This is a genomic window from Pseudonocardia bannensis (assembly GCF_012911875.1).
Lineage (GTDB): Bacteria > Actinomycetota > Actinomycetes > Mycobacteriales > Pseudonocardiaceae > Pseudonocardia > Pseudonocardia bannensis.
Window position 1 is genome coordinate 14,096 of record NZ_JAAXKZ010000012.1, and the last position, 13,105, is coordinate 27,200.

Consider the following 13,105-nt stretch of genomic DNA (forward strand, 5'->3'; position numbering starts at 1 on the left):
GGGTCAGTCGGCCTCGACCGATCCTGTGAGCCGCAGCCGACGCTGGGCCCGCTGGTAGAAGGTGGTGCGCCCCAGCCGGACCACGCGCGCGGCGGCGGGCAGCAGGGTGAGGTCGACGACGTCGCCGGGAAGCACGTGCCCGACCACCCTGCCGTCCGCCTCCACGGCGATCGCGCCGCTGGTGGGCAGGACCTCGAGGGCCAGCTTCTCTCCCCCGGAGAGGAACAGCGCCCGGTTGAACACCGAGTGCGGGGCCACCGGGACCACGAGCAGGCCCTCTGCGCTGGGCGAGACGATCGGGCCGCCGGCGGAGAAGCTGTAGGCCGTCGAGCCCGTCGGGGTGGCCACCACGACGGCGTCGGCGGCGTAACGCACGAAGGGGTGGCCCTCGACCTGCACCTCCACCGCTGCGGTGCTGCCCCGGCCGGGGATCCGGACCAGCGCGATGTCGTTGAAGGCCGTGGTGTCCTCGCCGGCCAGCGTCGCGCGTACCCCGGACCGCGCCTCGACGGTGAAGCGGCGCTCGTCGATGGCGGTGAGCGCGCCGGCCAGTTCCGGGACGTCGATCTCGGCCAGGAACCCCAGCCGCCCGAGGTTCACCCCGAGAACCGGGGCGGGGCAGCCGCGCACCAGGCGCATCGAGCGCAGCATGGTGCCGTCCCCGCCGAGGCTGACGACGACGTCGGATCGCCGGGCCAGGTGCCGCTGCTCGACCGCGGCGGCGGGGGCGCCGATGCGTTCGATCTCGACCTCCAGGCCGAGGACGGCGACCTCGCGGGCCCGGGCCCACTCGGTGATCGTCCGCACTGCCGTGCGACAGTCCCGGCCCGGGTGCAGCACCAGGCCCACAGCGTTGATCATTCCCACGGTCGGCTCCTCCCGCGCGCCGTCCGGCGCCCTTCGCGAGCGAAGGGCCGGACCGCGTTCGAGCACTGCCCGTCCAGGCCGTCAACCCCTCTGAGCAGGCCCTCCCACCTACCATGATGCGTGGCACAGCGACCGGTAGCAGGACGGGCGCCGGGCCGGCAGCGCGGGCCGCGGCCTGCTCGCTAACCGCCCTTGACCACCTGCCGCTGGCGGCCGAGCCGATCGATCTCCAGCTCCACGACGTCGCCTGTCGCCAGGTACGGGAACGCCCCGGACAGCGCGACCCCCTCCGGCGTCCCCGTGTTGATCAGGTCCCCGGGCTCGAGGACCATGTACTGGGACAGTTCCCACACGATGCGCGCCACGTCGAAGATCATGTCCGCAGTGCTGGACGACTGGCGCGGGCTGCCGTTGACCCAGGACCGCAGCCCGAGCGATTGGACGTCGCCGACGTCGGCGGCCGGTACCAGCCAGGGGCCGAGCGGGTTGAAGGTCTCGCAGCTCTTCCCCTTGGACCACTGCCCGCCGGAGTGCTCGATCTGGAAGGCGCGCTCGGACACGTCGTTGGCGACGGCGTAGCCGGCGATGTGCCCGGCCGCGTCGGCCGGTGAGTCGAGGTACGCGGTCCGCCGGCCGATCACCACGGCGAGTTCGACCTCCCAGTCGACCTTCGTGGCACCCCGGGGCACGAGCACGTCGTCGTCGGGGCCGACCACCGTGTTCGGGTGCTTGAAGAAGATCACCGGCGCTGCCGGTGGCAGGGCGCCGGTCTCGGCGGCGTGCGCGGCGTAGTTCATGCCGATGCAGATCACCGCGCCCGGCCGCGCGATCGGGGCGCCGGTCCGCAGGCCCTCGGCGTCCAGGCGCGGCAACCGCCCGGCGGCGAGAGCATCGCGGGCGCGCTCGATCCCGTCGTCCGCGAGGAACGCGCCGTTGATGTCGTCGGTGAGCGAGCTCAGGTCGTGGAACCCACCCTCGCTGTCGCGCACCACCGGACGCTCGTGGCCCAGCGGCCCCAGCCTCAGCAGTTCCACTCTGCACTCCCTCGTTCGTCGGTCATGTCGCCCTACCCGGGGCGGGGGGCGGTGGCGGCATCTGGTGGTCCTCCAGCAGGGTCGAGACCCGGCTGCTCGTCGCCTCGAGGTGACGGCGGACGAGGTCCTCGAGCTCGTCGGCGGCGCGCGCGCGGACCAGCCGGACGATGTCCTCGTGGTCCCGCCGGGCGCGCTCGCCGAAGTCGGCGTCGAAAGCCAGTCCGAGGCGCACGTACGGCTCGGACTGCACGCGAAGCGTGCGCACCAGCGCCTCCAGCCGCGGCCGCCGGCTGCCGGCGACCAGGCACATGTGAAAGGCCTCGTGCTTCACCGACCAGTCCACGCCGGACCTCGCCTCGGTCAGCGCCCGGCCGGCGGCTTCGAGCCGGTCGAGGAATGCTTCGTCCGCCCCGGTACAGGCCAGGCGCGCGGCGAGTGACTCCAACGGCATCCGGATCTCGTAGATCTCCAGCAGCTCGGCCAGGGAGGGCCGGAAGACGTGCGCGGTGTGGTTCCCGTCTTTGATCAGCAATCCCTCGGCGACGAGCCGGCTGACGGCCTCACGCACCGGCGTCCGGCTGACCCCCAGCCGCTCGGCCACGTCCTGCTCCCGCACCGGTGAGCCGCCCGGAAGGCGCCCGCCCAGGATCTCCTCGCGCAACGCGGTGGCGACCTGCCCGGCCGCACCGCCCGCATCCCGCCCGCGCCTCATCCCGGCCCCCTCGTCGAATTGCACACTACATTGCATGCAATTGTGGGGGAAGGCGTGTTAACGGAGTGCTCACGCCGTTCTGGGAGCGTCCGCCCCGGCGCCGGGTTCCGAACGTCGATGGTCCGGCTGGGCAGGAGGTGGCCGACGTGCCGAGGGTGGCCGAGGTGGCAGGTGCAGGTCTGGGCGGGCTCGCTGTGGCGACGGCGCTCGCGACGCGGGGCTGGCGCGTTCGCGTCCATGAACGCGCGCCTGAGCTGCGGATGTTCGGGGCCGGCATCTGGCTCTGGGAGAACGGCCTGCGGTCGCTGCGCCTGATCGGCGCCGAGGAGCAGGCCATCCGCAACGCCAAGCGCATCAAGGAATGGGCCGTCGTCGACCAGCGCGGAAACGACCTGTTCCGCCGCAGCTTCACCGACGACGACAAGATGGTCCTGCCGGTGCGCGCCGACCTCTACCAGGCCCTCATCGACGCCGCCCGTACCGCCGGCGTCGAGATCGTCACCGACTCCCCGGTGGCCACCGCTGAGCCCGACGGTGTCCTGGTTCTGGCCGACGGGTCGCGGCTACCCGCCGACCTGGTCGTCGCCGCCGACGGCGCGCACTCCAGGATCCGGGAGTCGCTGCTGCTCACCGACAAGATCTCCTACCTGCGCGAGGGCTATATCCGCCTGCTCGTCCCCAAGTCGCCGGGCGACGAGGAGTCGGTGATCACCGAGGCGTGGCACGGCTCGCGCCGGTTCCTCTACTGCCCGTCCTCGGATGAGGAGCACTACGTGGCGTTCTCCTGTCTCGTGGACGACCGGCGGGGCCGCACAGTCCCGGTCGACAAGGACTCGTGGCGAGAGACGTTCCCGACGTTCACCGGCGTGATCGACCGGATCGGCGACGACGGACGCTGGGACCGCGGCATGACCGTGACGTGCCGGGCCTGGTCCGAGGGCAAGGTCGTCCTGGTCGGCGATGCGGCGCACGCGCAGGCGCCCAACCTTGCGCAGGGCGCCAACATGACCTTCACCAACGCGGTGTCACTGGCCGCGGCGGTGAGCTCGTCGCAGGACGTGCCGTCCGCGCTGCGAACCTGGGAGGCACGGGAGCGCTCGCTCACCGATCACGTCCAGCGGTGGAGCCACGGCTACGGGTGGATGGTCAGCATGTGGCCGGAGAACATGGCCGACAGCCGGACGAAGTTCCTCCAGTTCGTCACGGGCATCCCCTGGGTGGACCGGCAGCTCAACCGGGCAGCCCGGCACATCCCGGTCGGGGACCAGCCGTGAACGGCGACGGCGGGGCCCCGATCACGGGGATGAACCCGCGCAAGTCGATCCTCGCCGTGCCCGGCACGCCGCCGCCGTTCCGCCCGTACTACTCCAACGCGGTGCGCGCGGCGGTCGGCGACATGCTCTACATCTCCGGTCAGGTCGCCTGGGACGACGCCGGCCGGATCGTGGGCGTCGGCGACGGGCCCGCCCAGGCCCGGCAGGCGTTCGGCAACGTCGGCAAGGTGCTCGCCGCGCATGGGGCGAGCTGGCAGGACCTGGTCAAGGTGACTGTCTTCGTCACCGACTTCAGCTGGTTCGACGAGCTGAGCGCCCTGCGTCAGGCACTGTTCCCCGAGCACGGGCCGGCCAGCACGATCGTGCAGGTGGCCGGGCTGGTGCAGCCGGAGTTGCTCGTCGAGGTCGAGGCCGTCGCGGTGGTCGGATGAGCGGCTGCGGGTTGTGCCCGGACGGCGGGGCCACCCCGGCCGAGCTCGCGGGCCCCGCCCTCGACGCCGACGGCTGGCTGGCCGGGGTGCTGCGCGGATACGAGGTGCCGGGCTGGTTCGCGGTGTTCCCACCACGGCACGTCGAGTCCGTTGACGCGCTCTCCGACGGGGAGGCCGACGAGCTGGGGGGCGCGCTGCGCCGGCTGACGGCCGCCGTGCGCTCGGCGACGTCCTGCGAGAAGGTCTACGCGGTGTCCTTCGGCGAGCGGCTGCCGCACTTCCACGTGCTGATCATGGCGGTGCCGGCCGACCTGCCGGCGGAGCTGCGCGGCGCGGCACTGATCGGCGGGAAGGACCGCCTGAACGACCCCGCTGCCGCGTGCGACGTCGCGCAGCAGGTCGCGGAACGCCTCCGGCGCCCGTGAGGGCGGAGCGGCGTGGGACGCCGCTCCGCCCTCACGACCGGTCTCAGCCGGGAATGCCGGCCACCGCCTCGATCTCCACCAGCATCCCGGGAACAGCCAGCGCACTCACCTCGACCAGCGTGCTCGCCGGGAACGCCGAGCCGAAGTACTCCCGTCGGACGTCGTTGACCTTCGCCCGGTCCTCGACGTCGGTGAGGAACACGGTCACCTTGAGCACGTCGGCGAAGCTCGCGCCGGCGTGCGTGAGCGCCTTCTCGAGGTTCACGTGCACCTGCCGTGCCTGCGCGACCACGTCACCCTCGCCGACCAACCGGTCGTTCTCGTCCAGCGGCGCGACTCCGGAGACGAAGAGGAGGTCCCCGAACCGCACCGCGTCCGTGTAGTGGCTCAGCGGCGCCGGCAGTCCCGGCACCCGCATCTCCACCCGCTGCTTCGCACTCATCCCGCGTTCCTCTCCTCGTTCCGGTTCGTTCCACGGACCGGCCGAGGCCGAGCCCGCGTGTCCTCCAGGTGCGCGACCACCCCGGCCAGCGACTCCACAGTGGAGAAGTCGAGGTAGTCGTCGATGAACGGCCACATCGTCCGCAGACCGATGACCTGCGGACGGTGGTCGAGCGCGGCCGCGTGCGGATCCAGCCAGATCAGGCGGCCTACCTGACGCCGCAGCCGGGCCGCCTCGCGCGCAAGCAGGTCACGGTCGCCGACGTCCCACCCGTCGCTGAGCACCATCGCCGTCGTGGTGGGTGCGAGGGCACCGCGAGCCTCCAGCGCGGCGGTGAACCCGTGCAGGCAGTGACCGAGCCGGGTACCGCCGGCCAGCGAGACCGAGCGGTGCTCCAGCCAGGCCAGCGCCGGGCGAAGCGGCATGCGGCGGAACACGTCGGTGACCATCGCGACCTCGACGTTGAAGATGGCGCACTCCACCGAGCGGACGGCCTTGGTCAGCGCATGCACGAACGCCAGGAAGAACGGGGTGAACGGCTGCATGGACGTGCTGAGGTCGCACAGCACCACCAGCCGGGCCCGCTCCCGACGCTGCCGGGTGCGCCGCAGATCGGCGACCTCGCCGCCGTAGCGCAGGTTGTGTCGCAGGCTCTCCCGCAGGTCCACGAGGTCGCCGCGCTCGTCCGGCCGCCGCCGGCGGCTGCGCGCGGTGCCGAGCGCGCGGGCGCACCGGCGGGCGAGGTCCTCGACGCGACGGTCGCGCTCAGGGACGGCGGCCGACACCCGTCGTCCGGTCCCGGTGGCGCTCCAGGTGGCCCGTCTGGCCGCCCCGTCGACGCGCCGGGCATCGTCGCCGGTCCCCGCCGCCTGCAGACCGCCCTGCTCCCCCGCACCGGACGCCTCATCGTCCCCGCCGCCGGTCTCGTCGACCAGTCCGAGCGCGTCGGGTGACTCCACCGAGAAGAACACGGGAAAGACCACATCGACGACCGCCGCCTCCTCGATCGACGCGGCCAGGCAGCTGCGCAGTGCGACGTGCAGGTCCGCGCGGCGCTCCAGGGGCACCGCGTCGGCCGCCCGGACCGCTCGAAGCACCGCGGACAGCGATGCCGGGACGCCCACGTCGCGCAGCAACGCGCCGAAGAGCGGGAGGTCGTGGTCGAGGTCCCCGGTCCGCTGCAGGCGGCGGTCCCGTGCCGCGGCGACGAGGGAGTGCGGCGCGAGCGCCCCAGGGCGCTCGCGGCCATGGCGCACCACCTCAGGCCGTCCGGCCGTCCGGCAGCAAGCCGAACTCTCGGTACATCTGCTCGCTGTCCCGACCCAGGAACGCCGCGACGTCCTCGCTGTCCTTGAGCAGGCAGCCGATGGTGTCCTGGACTCGTGCGCGATCGAGGTCGGTGGCGCCGAAGAGCGTCAGCGCGCGGAGCCAATCGATCGTCTCGGAGACACCGGGCGCCTTGCGGTAGTAGCCGCCGCGCAGCCGCTGCACGAGCAGGCACCCGCGCTGCACCAGCCGCTCGGACGCCTCCGGCAACCGCGTGCGGACGATCTCGATCTCCCGCTCCAGACTGGGGAACGGGATCCAGTGGTAGAGACAGCGCCGGCGCAGCGCGTCGGACAGCGCCCGCGTGCGGTTCGCGGTGAGCACGATCGTGGGCCTGCGCTCGGCGCGGATCGTGCCGATCTCAGGGATGGTCACCTGGAACTGGGAGAGCACCTCGAGCAGCAGCGCCTCGAACTCCTCGTCGGCCCGGTCCACCTCGTCGATCAGCAGCAGCACCGGCCGGTGCCTGTCGTCACCGGACGGCCAGATCGCCTCGAGGAGCGGCCGGCGCAGCAGGAACTCCGGCGAGAAGATCCGCGACCGGACCCCGCTCCCGGACAGCCCCTCGGCCTCGCCGATCCGAATGTCGAGCAGTTGCCGGGCGTAGTCCCACTCGTAGAGCGCATGGTGCGCCGACAACCCCTCGTAGCACTGCAACCGCACCAGCCGGGCGCCCCGCACCGCCGCGAGGGCCTCGGCCACCGCCGTCTTCCCCACCCCGGGCTCCCCCTCCAGGAGAAGGGGAAGCTCGAGGTGGCCGGCCAGGTGCAGCACGGTCGCCAGCGGACGGTCGACGATGTAGTGCTGCGCGGCCAGCGCGGCGGTGAGCCCCCGCACCGGGTCGTCGTCCAGGTCCACGGGGGCCGCGTCAGCCATCGGCAGCCGGCGCCGCCACCGGACGCATGTTCTCCGCGGCCTCCATCGCGGCGTCAACGATGTGCTGGTATCCGGTGCACCGGCAGATGTTGCCGCCGATCGCCTTGCGCACCTCGTCGCGCGTCGGCTCCGGGTTGTCCTCGAGGTAGTCCTTGAGGACCATCAGCATCCCCGGCGTGCAGAACCCGCACTGCAGCGCGTGACACTTGTGGAACGCCGCCTGCAGCGGATGCAGGTCGTCGTCCTGGGCGCCGAGCGCGTCGAGCGGCCGGTAGACCCCGGCGAGGCTCTGCGTCGTGATGTGCTCCAGCGGCGCGACCCGCTGTGGTGCGAGCCCCTCGACGGTGGTGACGCTGCGCCCGGCGACCTGCAGCGCCAGCACGTTGCAGGACTTGACGATGTCGCCGTCCACCTCGACCGCGCAGCAGCCGCAACGCGCCTCGAGACACCCGTTGTGCGTCCCGGTGTAGCCGGCGACGTCACGGATGAACTCCAGCAGCAGCGTGCGCTCGTCCACCTCGGCGGTGACCTCGGTGCCGTTGATCGTGAGGGTCATGGTCTGCACGGTCAGCTCCCCGCCGTCGTCGTGTGGGCCCGCTCGTGGGACCGCGCGATCGCGCGCCCGACGAGCACTCCGATGAGTTCGCGCTGGTAGCGGCGTACCGAGGTGGTGGCCTGCTCGGCGGGCAGCACCTCGTCGGCCGCCACGAGGCCGATCTCGACGGTGTCCACCGCCGTGGGGGTGCCGCCGACGAGCCGGTCCGCCGCGGTGGTCGCCAGGACAGGAGCGGGGTGAACCGCGCCCACCGTGACGCGGGCGTCCGCGACGGCCCCGTCAGCGCCGAGCCGCAGCGCGCACACCGCCGAGACCAGCGCGGCGTCGAACACGCGGTAGCGGAACTTCTCGAACGCGACCCCGGAGAACCCGTCCTGCGGCCGGAACCGGACGGTCGTGAGGATCTCGCCGGGGCGCAGCACGGTGCCGCCCACCGGGTCGAAGAACTCCGCGGCCCGGATCGTCCGCCCGCCCCCGGCGCCGACGGTGTCCAGCTCCGCATCGAGTGCGACCACCAGCGTCACCATGTCGAAGCGCGGGTCGGCGGCGCACAGCGCGCCGCCGATCGTGCCCATGGTGCGCACCGGCCGGTCGGCCAGGTCGCCGGCGACCGCGGCGATCTCGGTGTGCCATCCGCGGAGCGGTACCCCGGTGAGCTCGGCCTCGGCGAGCGCCGCGTAGGTGGTCGCGGCGCCGATCTCCAGGGCACCGGAGTCGGTGTAGCGCCAGCCGCGGAGGTCCGCGACCTCGGCCAGCGAGACCAGCGCCGAGGGGCGGGCGAGTCGCTCCTTCATCGCGAGCAGCAGCGTCTGGCCGCCGGCGATCACCTGAGCACCGGGGCCGTGCCGTTCGAGCAGGTCGACGGCCTCCCCCAGCCCCCGCGGGGAGTGGAAGCTGAACGGCTTCACAGCAGCAGGTCTCCTTCGTCCGAGCCGGTCGGTGTGGGCCACTCGTCCGGCGTGCGCGGGCTGGTGAAGTCGGGCATGTCGTCGGGGTAACGGAAGCTGTCGAGCCCTCGGCGCTCCTTCTCGCGCAGGGCGAGCAGCATCCGGTCCGGGGTGATCGGCAGCGCGGTGAACCGGACGCCGGTGGCGTCGTAGACGGCGTTGCCGATCGCGGCGGGCACCGGGCCGGTGCCGGACTCGCCGGCGCCCTTCTGCCCACCGGGGATGTTCACCGACGGGGCCGGGATCTCGAACATCTTGGTCAGCTCGGGCAGCTCGGTGGCGTACGGCGCCTGGTAGTCCTTGAAGCTGGCGTTGAGCAGGCGGCCCTGGTCGTCGTAGACGTAGTCCTCGCCCAGCGCCATGCCGATCCCCATCAGGAACCCGCCCTGGTGCTGACCCTCGACGATCAGCGGGTTGATCACCGTTCCGGTGTCGTGCGCCATCGCGTAGTCGATCACGGTGATTCGGCCCGTGTCAGGGTCGACGCGGACGTGCGCGGCGTGCGCGGCGCCGGAGTAGGTCACGCTGAAGTTGCCCGAGCCGTCGGGCGCCTCGCGCTCGGTCGGCGTGTCGTAGGTGGCCACCGCCTCGAGCGTCGGCTCGAACCCGGGCGGCAGCTGGTGGGTGCGGTACGCGGCGTACCCGGCCAGGTTCTCGAGGTACAGCCCGGTGTCGGGCAGGCCGCGGACGTGCACCCGGTCGTTGCCGGTGTCCAGGTCCTCGGGGTTGGCCTCCAGCACGTGCGCGGCGATGGCGACGACCTTCTCCCGCAGCCGCTCGGCGGCCTGTCGGCACGCCGTGCCGAGCACGGCCGCGGCCCGGCTGGCGTAGGTCCCGAGCCCGAACGGGGCGGTGGCCGAGTCCGGCGGGGCGAGCGCCACCTTCTCGAACCCGACCCCGAGCACGTCGCTCACGATCTGAGCGAGGAACGTGGCGTGGCCCTGGCCGTGCGAGACGTCACTGGAGAAGATCGTGACGGTGCCGTCGGTCTCCAGCCGGACCCGCACCGCCGACAGGTCGGTGTCGAGGGACGGGTGCCGGCAGCTGGTGTACTTCATCGAGACCGCCAGCCCGACCCCCTCGTTGGGCTCGGGCCGCGCCTTCTTCTCCCGCCACCCGATCGCCTCCGCGCACGTCTGCAGGCAGCGGTCGATCGAGGTGCTGTCGATGACCTGGCCCATCGGAGTGCGGTACGGGAAGGACTCCGGCTGCACGACATTGCGGGCCCGCAGGTCGAGCGGGTCCATGCCCAGCCGCTCGGCGGCCATGTCGACCAGCTGCTCCTTGGCCCAGATGGTCTCGGGGATGCCGAAGCCGCGCAGCGGCCCGGCCGGAGCGGTGTTGGTGTGGACGACGTCGGCGTCGATGTGGATGTTCGGGATCGGGTACGGCAGCATCCCGACGTTCGTGCCGATGTGCACGACCTGGTTGCCCCACAGCGACTGCGCGCCGCAGTCGTGCACGATGTAGTCGCGGTAGCCGGTGATCTCGCCGTCCCGCTTGAGGTACATCTCGGCGTAGCGCACCTGCCCGGTCCGGGCCGTGCCGGCGCGGAAGATCTCCCCGCGGCCCAGCACGAGGTGCACCGGTCTGCCGAGCTGCATGGAGAGCACCGACGCGATCACCTCGTGCGCGAACATCTGCGCCTTGGAGCCGAAGCCGGCGCCGACCTCGGGGATCACTACGCGCACGCGGTTGCGCGGGATCTGCAGCGTGTCGGCGAGGACGTCGCGCACCATGAAGATCGACTGCGTCGACGAGTAGATCGTCAGCACACCGGTGAACGAGTCGTAGCTGGCCACGCAGCCGTGCGGGTCCAGCGCGGCACCGGCCTGCCGGTTGCTGACGAACCGCTGCCGCACCACGACGTCGGCGTCGGCCGCGGCGGCCGCGGCGTCCCCGACCCGCACCCGGTAGCGGTCGAAGATGTTGCCCTCGCCGAACTCGTAGTTGATGCCCTCCTGGATGAGCGGCGACTCCGGATCCAGGGCCCCCTCGGGGTCGACCAGCACGGGCAGTTCGTCGTAGTCGACCTCGATCACCTCGAGGGCGTCGAGCGCGGCGTACTTGCTGTCCGCGACGACGGCGGCGATCTCCTGGCCCTCGTAGAGGATCTTGTCCGTGGCGAACGGGAAGTGGTCACCCACGAGCAGGTCCTGCATCATGTCGCCCCACGGCTTGACCTTGCCGAGGAGGTCCTGCCCGCAGATCGCCCCGCGCACGCCCGGCTGCTGCAGCGCCTTCGACAGATCCACGCCGTTGAGCCGGGCGTGCGCCGTGGTGCTGCGGAGGATCTTGGCGTAGAGCATGCCGGGCAGCCGGATGTCGTCGATGAAGCGGGCGGTGCCGGTGAGCAGGGCCAGGTCCTCGGTGCGGGGCACCGAGCGGCCCACGAGCTTGTTCCCGGAGCCGGTCTCCCGGCGCTCGGGGGCGTGCCGCTCGGCCCGGGGGCGCGTCGGCGGGGCCGTCGGCAGGGTCTCAGTCATTCCACGCCTCTCGTCGTACCGGCTCAGGTCAGCACGGGGGTCCGGGTCACCAGGTCAGATAGGAGATCGCCGCGAGCATCCGGCGGCGCTCGGTCTCGTTGCCACGGATCTTGATCCGGCCGGCGATGGACTCGATGGCGGCGGTCGTCTCGTCGTAGTAGATCCGCTGCATGGTGTCGGCGAGCATCGTGGCGAGGATGCGGGGCCGCTCCGGCAGGCCGCTCTCCACGCTCAGGACGCTGCCCTCGTCGATGAGGACGGTGAAGTCCTCCTTCACGTCCGGCATGCGGACGACGAGCGGCCAGTCACGCCACTTCTTGACGGCCGCGACGGTGTCCTTGTTCGTGTTCCACTTGTGGAAGTAGTACTGCTCGAGGATGTCTCGGAGGTACTCCTTGCCGACCACCTCCGGACGAGGGAGGTACTCGTAGCTCCCGGACACCTTCGCTTCTTGTGACATCGCGCTACCTACCTACCTAGTCGCTACGAATCGTTTCTCGACGGGGCCCATACTGTGCCCGGTTTCACACCGGCAGCCAAGCGTTACGTCGCGCCGACAGGGATGTGTCGGGCCGCCTTGTTCAACTGCTTCGCCACCCACGGCAGCTTCGTGGCGAGTTCGAGAACCTGGCTGCGGCGTGACGCGAACCGTTCCGGCCAGGCGCTGGCGACCCGTCCGTAGAGGTCGGTCCAGCGCTGCACGTGGTCGGTCAGCGGGCGTTCGTGTCGCTCCCAACTCTGCAGGGCGGTCGGCACGTCGGCGTGCTGGTCCAGGTACGTCGCGAGCGACAGGGCGTTCTGGAAGGTGAGGTTGGCGCCCTGGCCCAGGTTCGGCGGCTGGGCGTGCGCGGCATCGCCCACCACGGCGGCCCGCCCACGCGACCAGGCGCGGCAGGTCACCCGCATCGCCCGGTCCCAGCGGCCGACCTCGTCGATCCGCTCGATGATCCCACCCAGGTGTGGAAACGCTCCCAGCCAGCTCTGCTTGTCCACCGGTACGCGCCGGCCCGCCTCGTCATCCACGTTGCAGCAGAGGCAGACGTAGTTGACCTCGTCGGTGCACGGGTCGTAGAGCAACCGGCGCGAGCCGTTCCAGTACTCGGTGATCTCGGTCGAGGGGTCCTCCGGTCTGCGCGGGATGAGCAGCCGGGTGTAACCCTCGTCGAGGTAGTCCACGCGCTCGGTGAGCAGCATCGATTCCCGGACCCGGGAGAACACGCCGTCCGCAGCGACCACGAGGTCGGCCCGCCAGACCTTGCCGTCCTGGTCCTCCAGCTCACCGCGCGGGTTGCCGCCGGTGATGACCGACCCGGCGATGATGTCGACGTCGAGTTCGATGGCCCGCGCGATCAGTGCGTCGTATAGGTCCGCACGCGGCGGCAGCAGCAGCCGGTCCGCGGCGCCGAAGGCCCGGTGCATCAGTGCCTTGCCGTCGGAGTCGCGCGCGACCAGGGTCTCGATCCGCTTGGCCCGCCGGGTGGCGGTCGCCTCGACTCCGAGGGCGGCGAGCGAGCGCAGACCGTTCTCCCACAGCCAGATCCCGGCGCCGAACATGCGCAGTTCGTTCGACCGCTCGTGGACCCGCACCCGCCAGCCGCGCTGGGCGAGAGCGATTCCGACGGCCAGACCGCCCAGCCCCGCCCCGGCGATCTCCGCCTGCCTCGCCTTGGTCACTGCGACGTCCTTCCGATCGGTCGTTCAGGGGTGGTGCCGCGCCGCGGCCGGATCG

General features: G+C 71.9%; 14 protein-coding genes. 3 read left to right on the top strand and 11 right to left on the bottom strand.

Features of this window, described 5'->3' with window-relative positions; genetic code table 11:
- Positions 1-3: 3 nt before the first annotated feature.
- The 3 genes from HF519_RS05500 to HF519_RS05510 form a co-directional block, all read right to left on the bottom strand.
- A complete protein-coding gene (locus HF519_RS05500; protein ID WP_211169599.1) occupies positions 4-861 on the bottom strand; it encodes an NAD(+)/NADH kinase in 858 nt (285 codons plus the stop codon).
- 188 nt (positions 862-1,049) lie between these two features.
- Positions 1,050-1,901, bottom strand: a complete 852-nt coding sequence (locus tag HF519_RS05505) for a fumarylacetoacetate hydrolase family protein (RefSeq protein WP_169410727.1) — start codon at positions 1,899-1,901, stop codon at positions 1,050-1,052.
- Positions 1,902-1,923: 22 nt separating this feature from the next.
- Positions 1,924-2,613 (bottom strand): GntR family transcriptional regulator, encoded by a 690-nt coding sequence (locus HF519_RS05510; RefSeq protein WP_169410729.1) that lies wholly within the window; start codon positions 2,611-2,613, stop codon positions 1,924-1,926.
- A 146-nt stretch (positions 2,614-2,759) separates the two neighbouring features.
- Between HF519_RS05510 and HF519_RS05515 the strand changes: the two genes are divergently transcribed.
- Genes HF519_RS05515 through HF519_RS05525 form a run of 3 tightly spaced genes read left to right on the top strand, consistent with a single transcriptional unit; the run spans position 2,760 to position 4,743 of the window.
- The gene (locus HF519_RS05515; RefSeq protein WP_211169592.1) at positions 2,760-3,887 is read left to right on the top strand and encodes an FAD-dependent oxidoreductase; all 1,128 of its coding nucleotides are present in this window, start codon (positions 2,760-2,762) and stop codon (positions 3,885-3,887) included.
- On the top strand, positions 3,884-4,318 hold the full coding sequence (locus tag HF519_RS05520; RefSeq protein ID WP_312859920.1) for a RidA family protein: 435 nt from the start codon (positions 3,884-3,886) through the stop codon (positions 4,316-4,318). Before HF519_RS05515 ends, HF519_RS05520 begins: the two co-directional genes overlap by 4 nt.
- Positions 4,315-4,743: an HIT family protein gene (locus tag HF519_RS05525; protein WP_169410733.1), complete on the top strand. Its 429-nt coding sequence runs from the start codon at positions 4,315-4,317 to the stop codon at positions 4,741-4,743. The genes HF519_RS05520 and HF519_RS05525 overlap by 4 nt, the downstream gene beginning before the upstream one ends.
- A 43-nt stretch (positions 4,744-4,786) precedes the next feature.
- On the opposite strand, the gene HF519_RS05530 is transcribed toward HF519_RS05525, so the two are convergent.
- From HF519_RS05530 to HF519_RS05565, 8 genes are all read right to left on the bottom strand, one after another.
- Entirely contained in the window at positions 4,787-5,185 is a 399-nt protein-coding gene (locus tag HF519_RS05530) for a RidA family protein (RefSeq protein WP_169410735.1), read from the bottom strand.
- Complete coding sequence (locus tag HF519_RS05535) at positions 5,182-6,444, bottom strand: VWA domain-containing protein (RefSeq protein WP_169410737.1); 1,263 nt, start codon at positions 6,442-6,444, stop codon at positions 5,182-5,184. Before HF519_RS05535 ends, HF519_RS05530 begins: the two co-directional genes overlap by 4 nt.
- Position 6,445: 1 nt before the next feature.
- A complete protein-coding gene (locus tag HF519_RS05540) occupies positions 6,446-7,387 on the bottom strand; it encodes an AAA family ATPase (RefSeq protein ID WP_169410739.1) in 942 nt (313 codons plus the stop codon).
- The gene (locus tag HF519_RS05545; RefSeq protein WP_169410741.1) at positions 7,380-7,943 is read right to left on the bottom strand and encodes a (2Fe-2S)-binding protein; all 564 of its coding nucleotides are present in this window, start codon (positions 7,941-7,943) and stop codon (positions 7,380-7,382) included. Before HF519_RS05545 ends, HF519_RS05540 begins: the two co-directional genes overlap by 8 nt.
- Positions 7,944-7,954: 11 nt before the next feature.
- Complete coding sequence (locus HF519_RS32685; protein ID WP_169410743.1) at positions 7,955-8,851, bottom strand: FAD binding domain-containing protein; 897 nt, start codon at positions 8,849-8,851, stop codon at positions 7,955-7,957.
- Positions 8,848-11,376 carry a xanthine dehydrogenase family protein molybdopterin-binding subunit gene (locus HF519_RS05555; protein WP_169410745.1) on the bottom strand — a complete coding sequence of 843 codons (2,529 nt, stop codon included), beginning with the start codon at positions 11,374-11,376 and terminating at the stop codon, positions 8,848-8,850. Before HF519_RS05555 ends, HF519_RS32685 begins: the two co-directional genes overlap by 4 nt.
- 46 nt (positions 11,377-11,422) lie before the next feature.
- Positions 11,423-11,818 (bottom strand): hypothetical protein, encoded by a 396-nt coding sequence (locus HF519_RS05560; protein ID WP_312859921.1) that lies wholly within the window; start codon positions 11,816-11,818, stop codon positions 11,423-11,425.
- Positions 11,819-11,919: 101 nt separating this feature from the next.
- Positions 11,920-13,050 (bottom strand): FAD-dependent oxidoreductase, encoded by a 1,131-nt coding sequence (locus HF519_RS05565; protein ID WP_169410748.1) that lies wholly within the window; start codon positions 13,048-13,050, stop codon positions 11,920-11,922.
- Between the last annotated feature and the right edge of the window lie 55 nt (positions 13,051-13,105).

Excerpts from the sequence above, each read along its gene's own strand:
- HF519_RS05555 (WP_169410745.1), bottom strand. The coding sequence starts at position 11,376 with ATGACTGAGACCCTGCCGACGGCCCCGCCGACGCGCCCCCGGGCCGAG.
- HF519_RS05540 (WP_169410739.1), bottom strand. The coding sequence starts at position 7,387 with ATGGCTGACGCGGCCCCCGTGGACCTGGACGACGACCCGGTGCGGGGG.
- HF519_RS05510 (WP_169410729.1), bottom strand. The coding sequence starts at position 2,613 with ATGAGGCGCGGGCGGGATGCGGGCGGTGCGGCCGGGCAGGTCGCCACC.
- HF519_RS05500 (WP_211169599.1), bottom strand. The coding sequence starts at position 861 with ATGATCAACGCTGTGGGCCTGGTGCTGCACCCGGGCCGGGACTGTCGC.
- HF519_RS05530 (WP_169410735.1), bottom strand. The coding sequence starts at position 5,185 with ATGAGTGCGAAGCAGCGGGTGGAGATGCGGGTGCCGGGACTGCCGGCG.
- HF519_RS05545 (WP_169410741.1), bottom strand. The coding sequence starts at position 7,943 with ATGACCCTCACGATCAACGGCACCGAGGTCACCGCCGAGGTGGACGAG.
- HF519_RS05525 (WP_169410733.1), top strand. The coding sequence starts at position 4,315 with ATGAGCGGCTGCGGGTTGTGCCCGGACGGCGGGGCCACCCCGGCCGAG.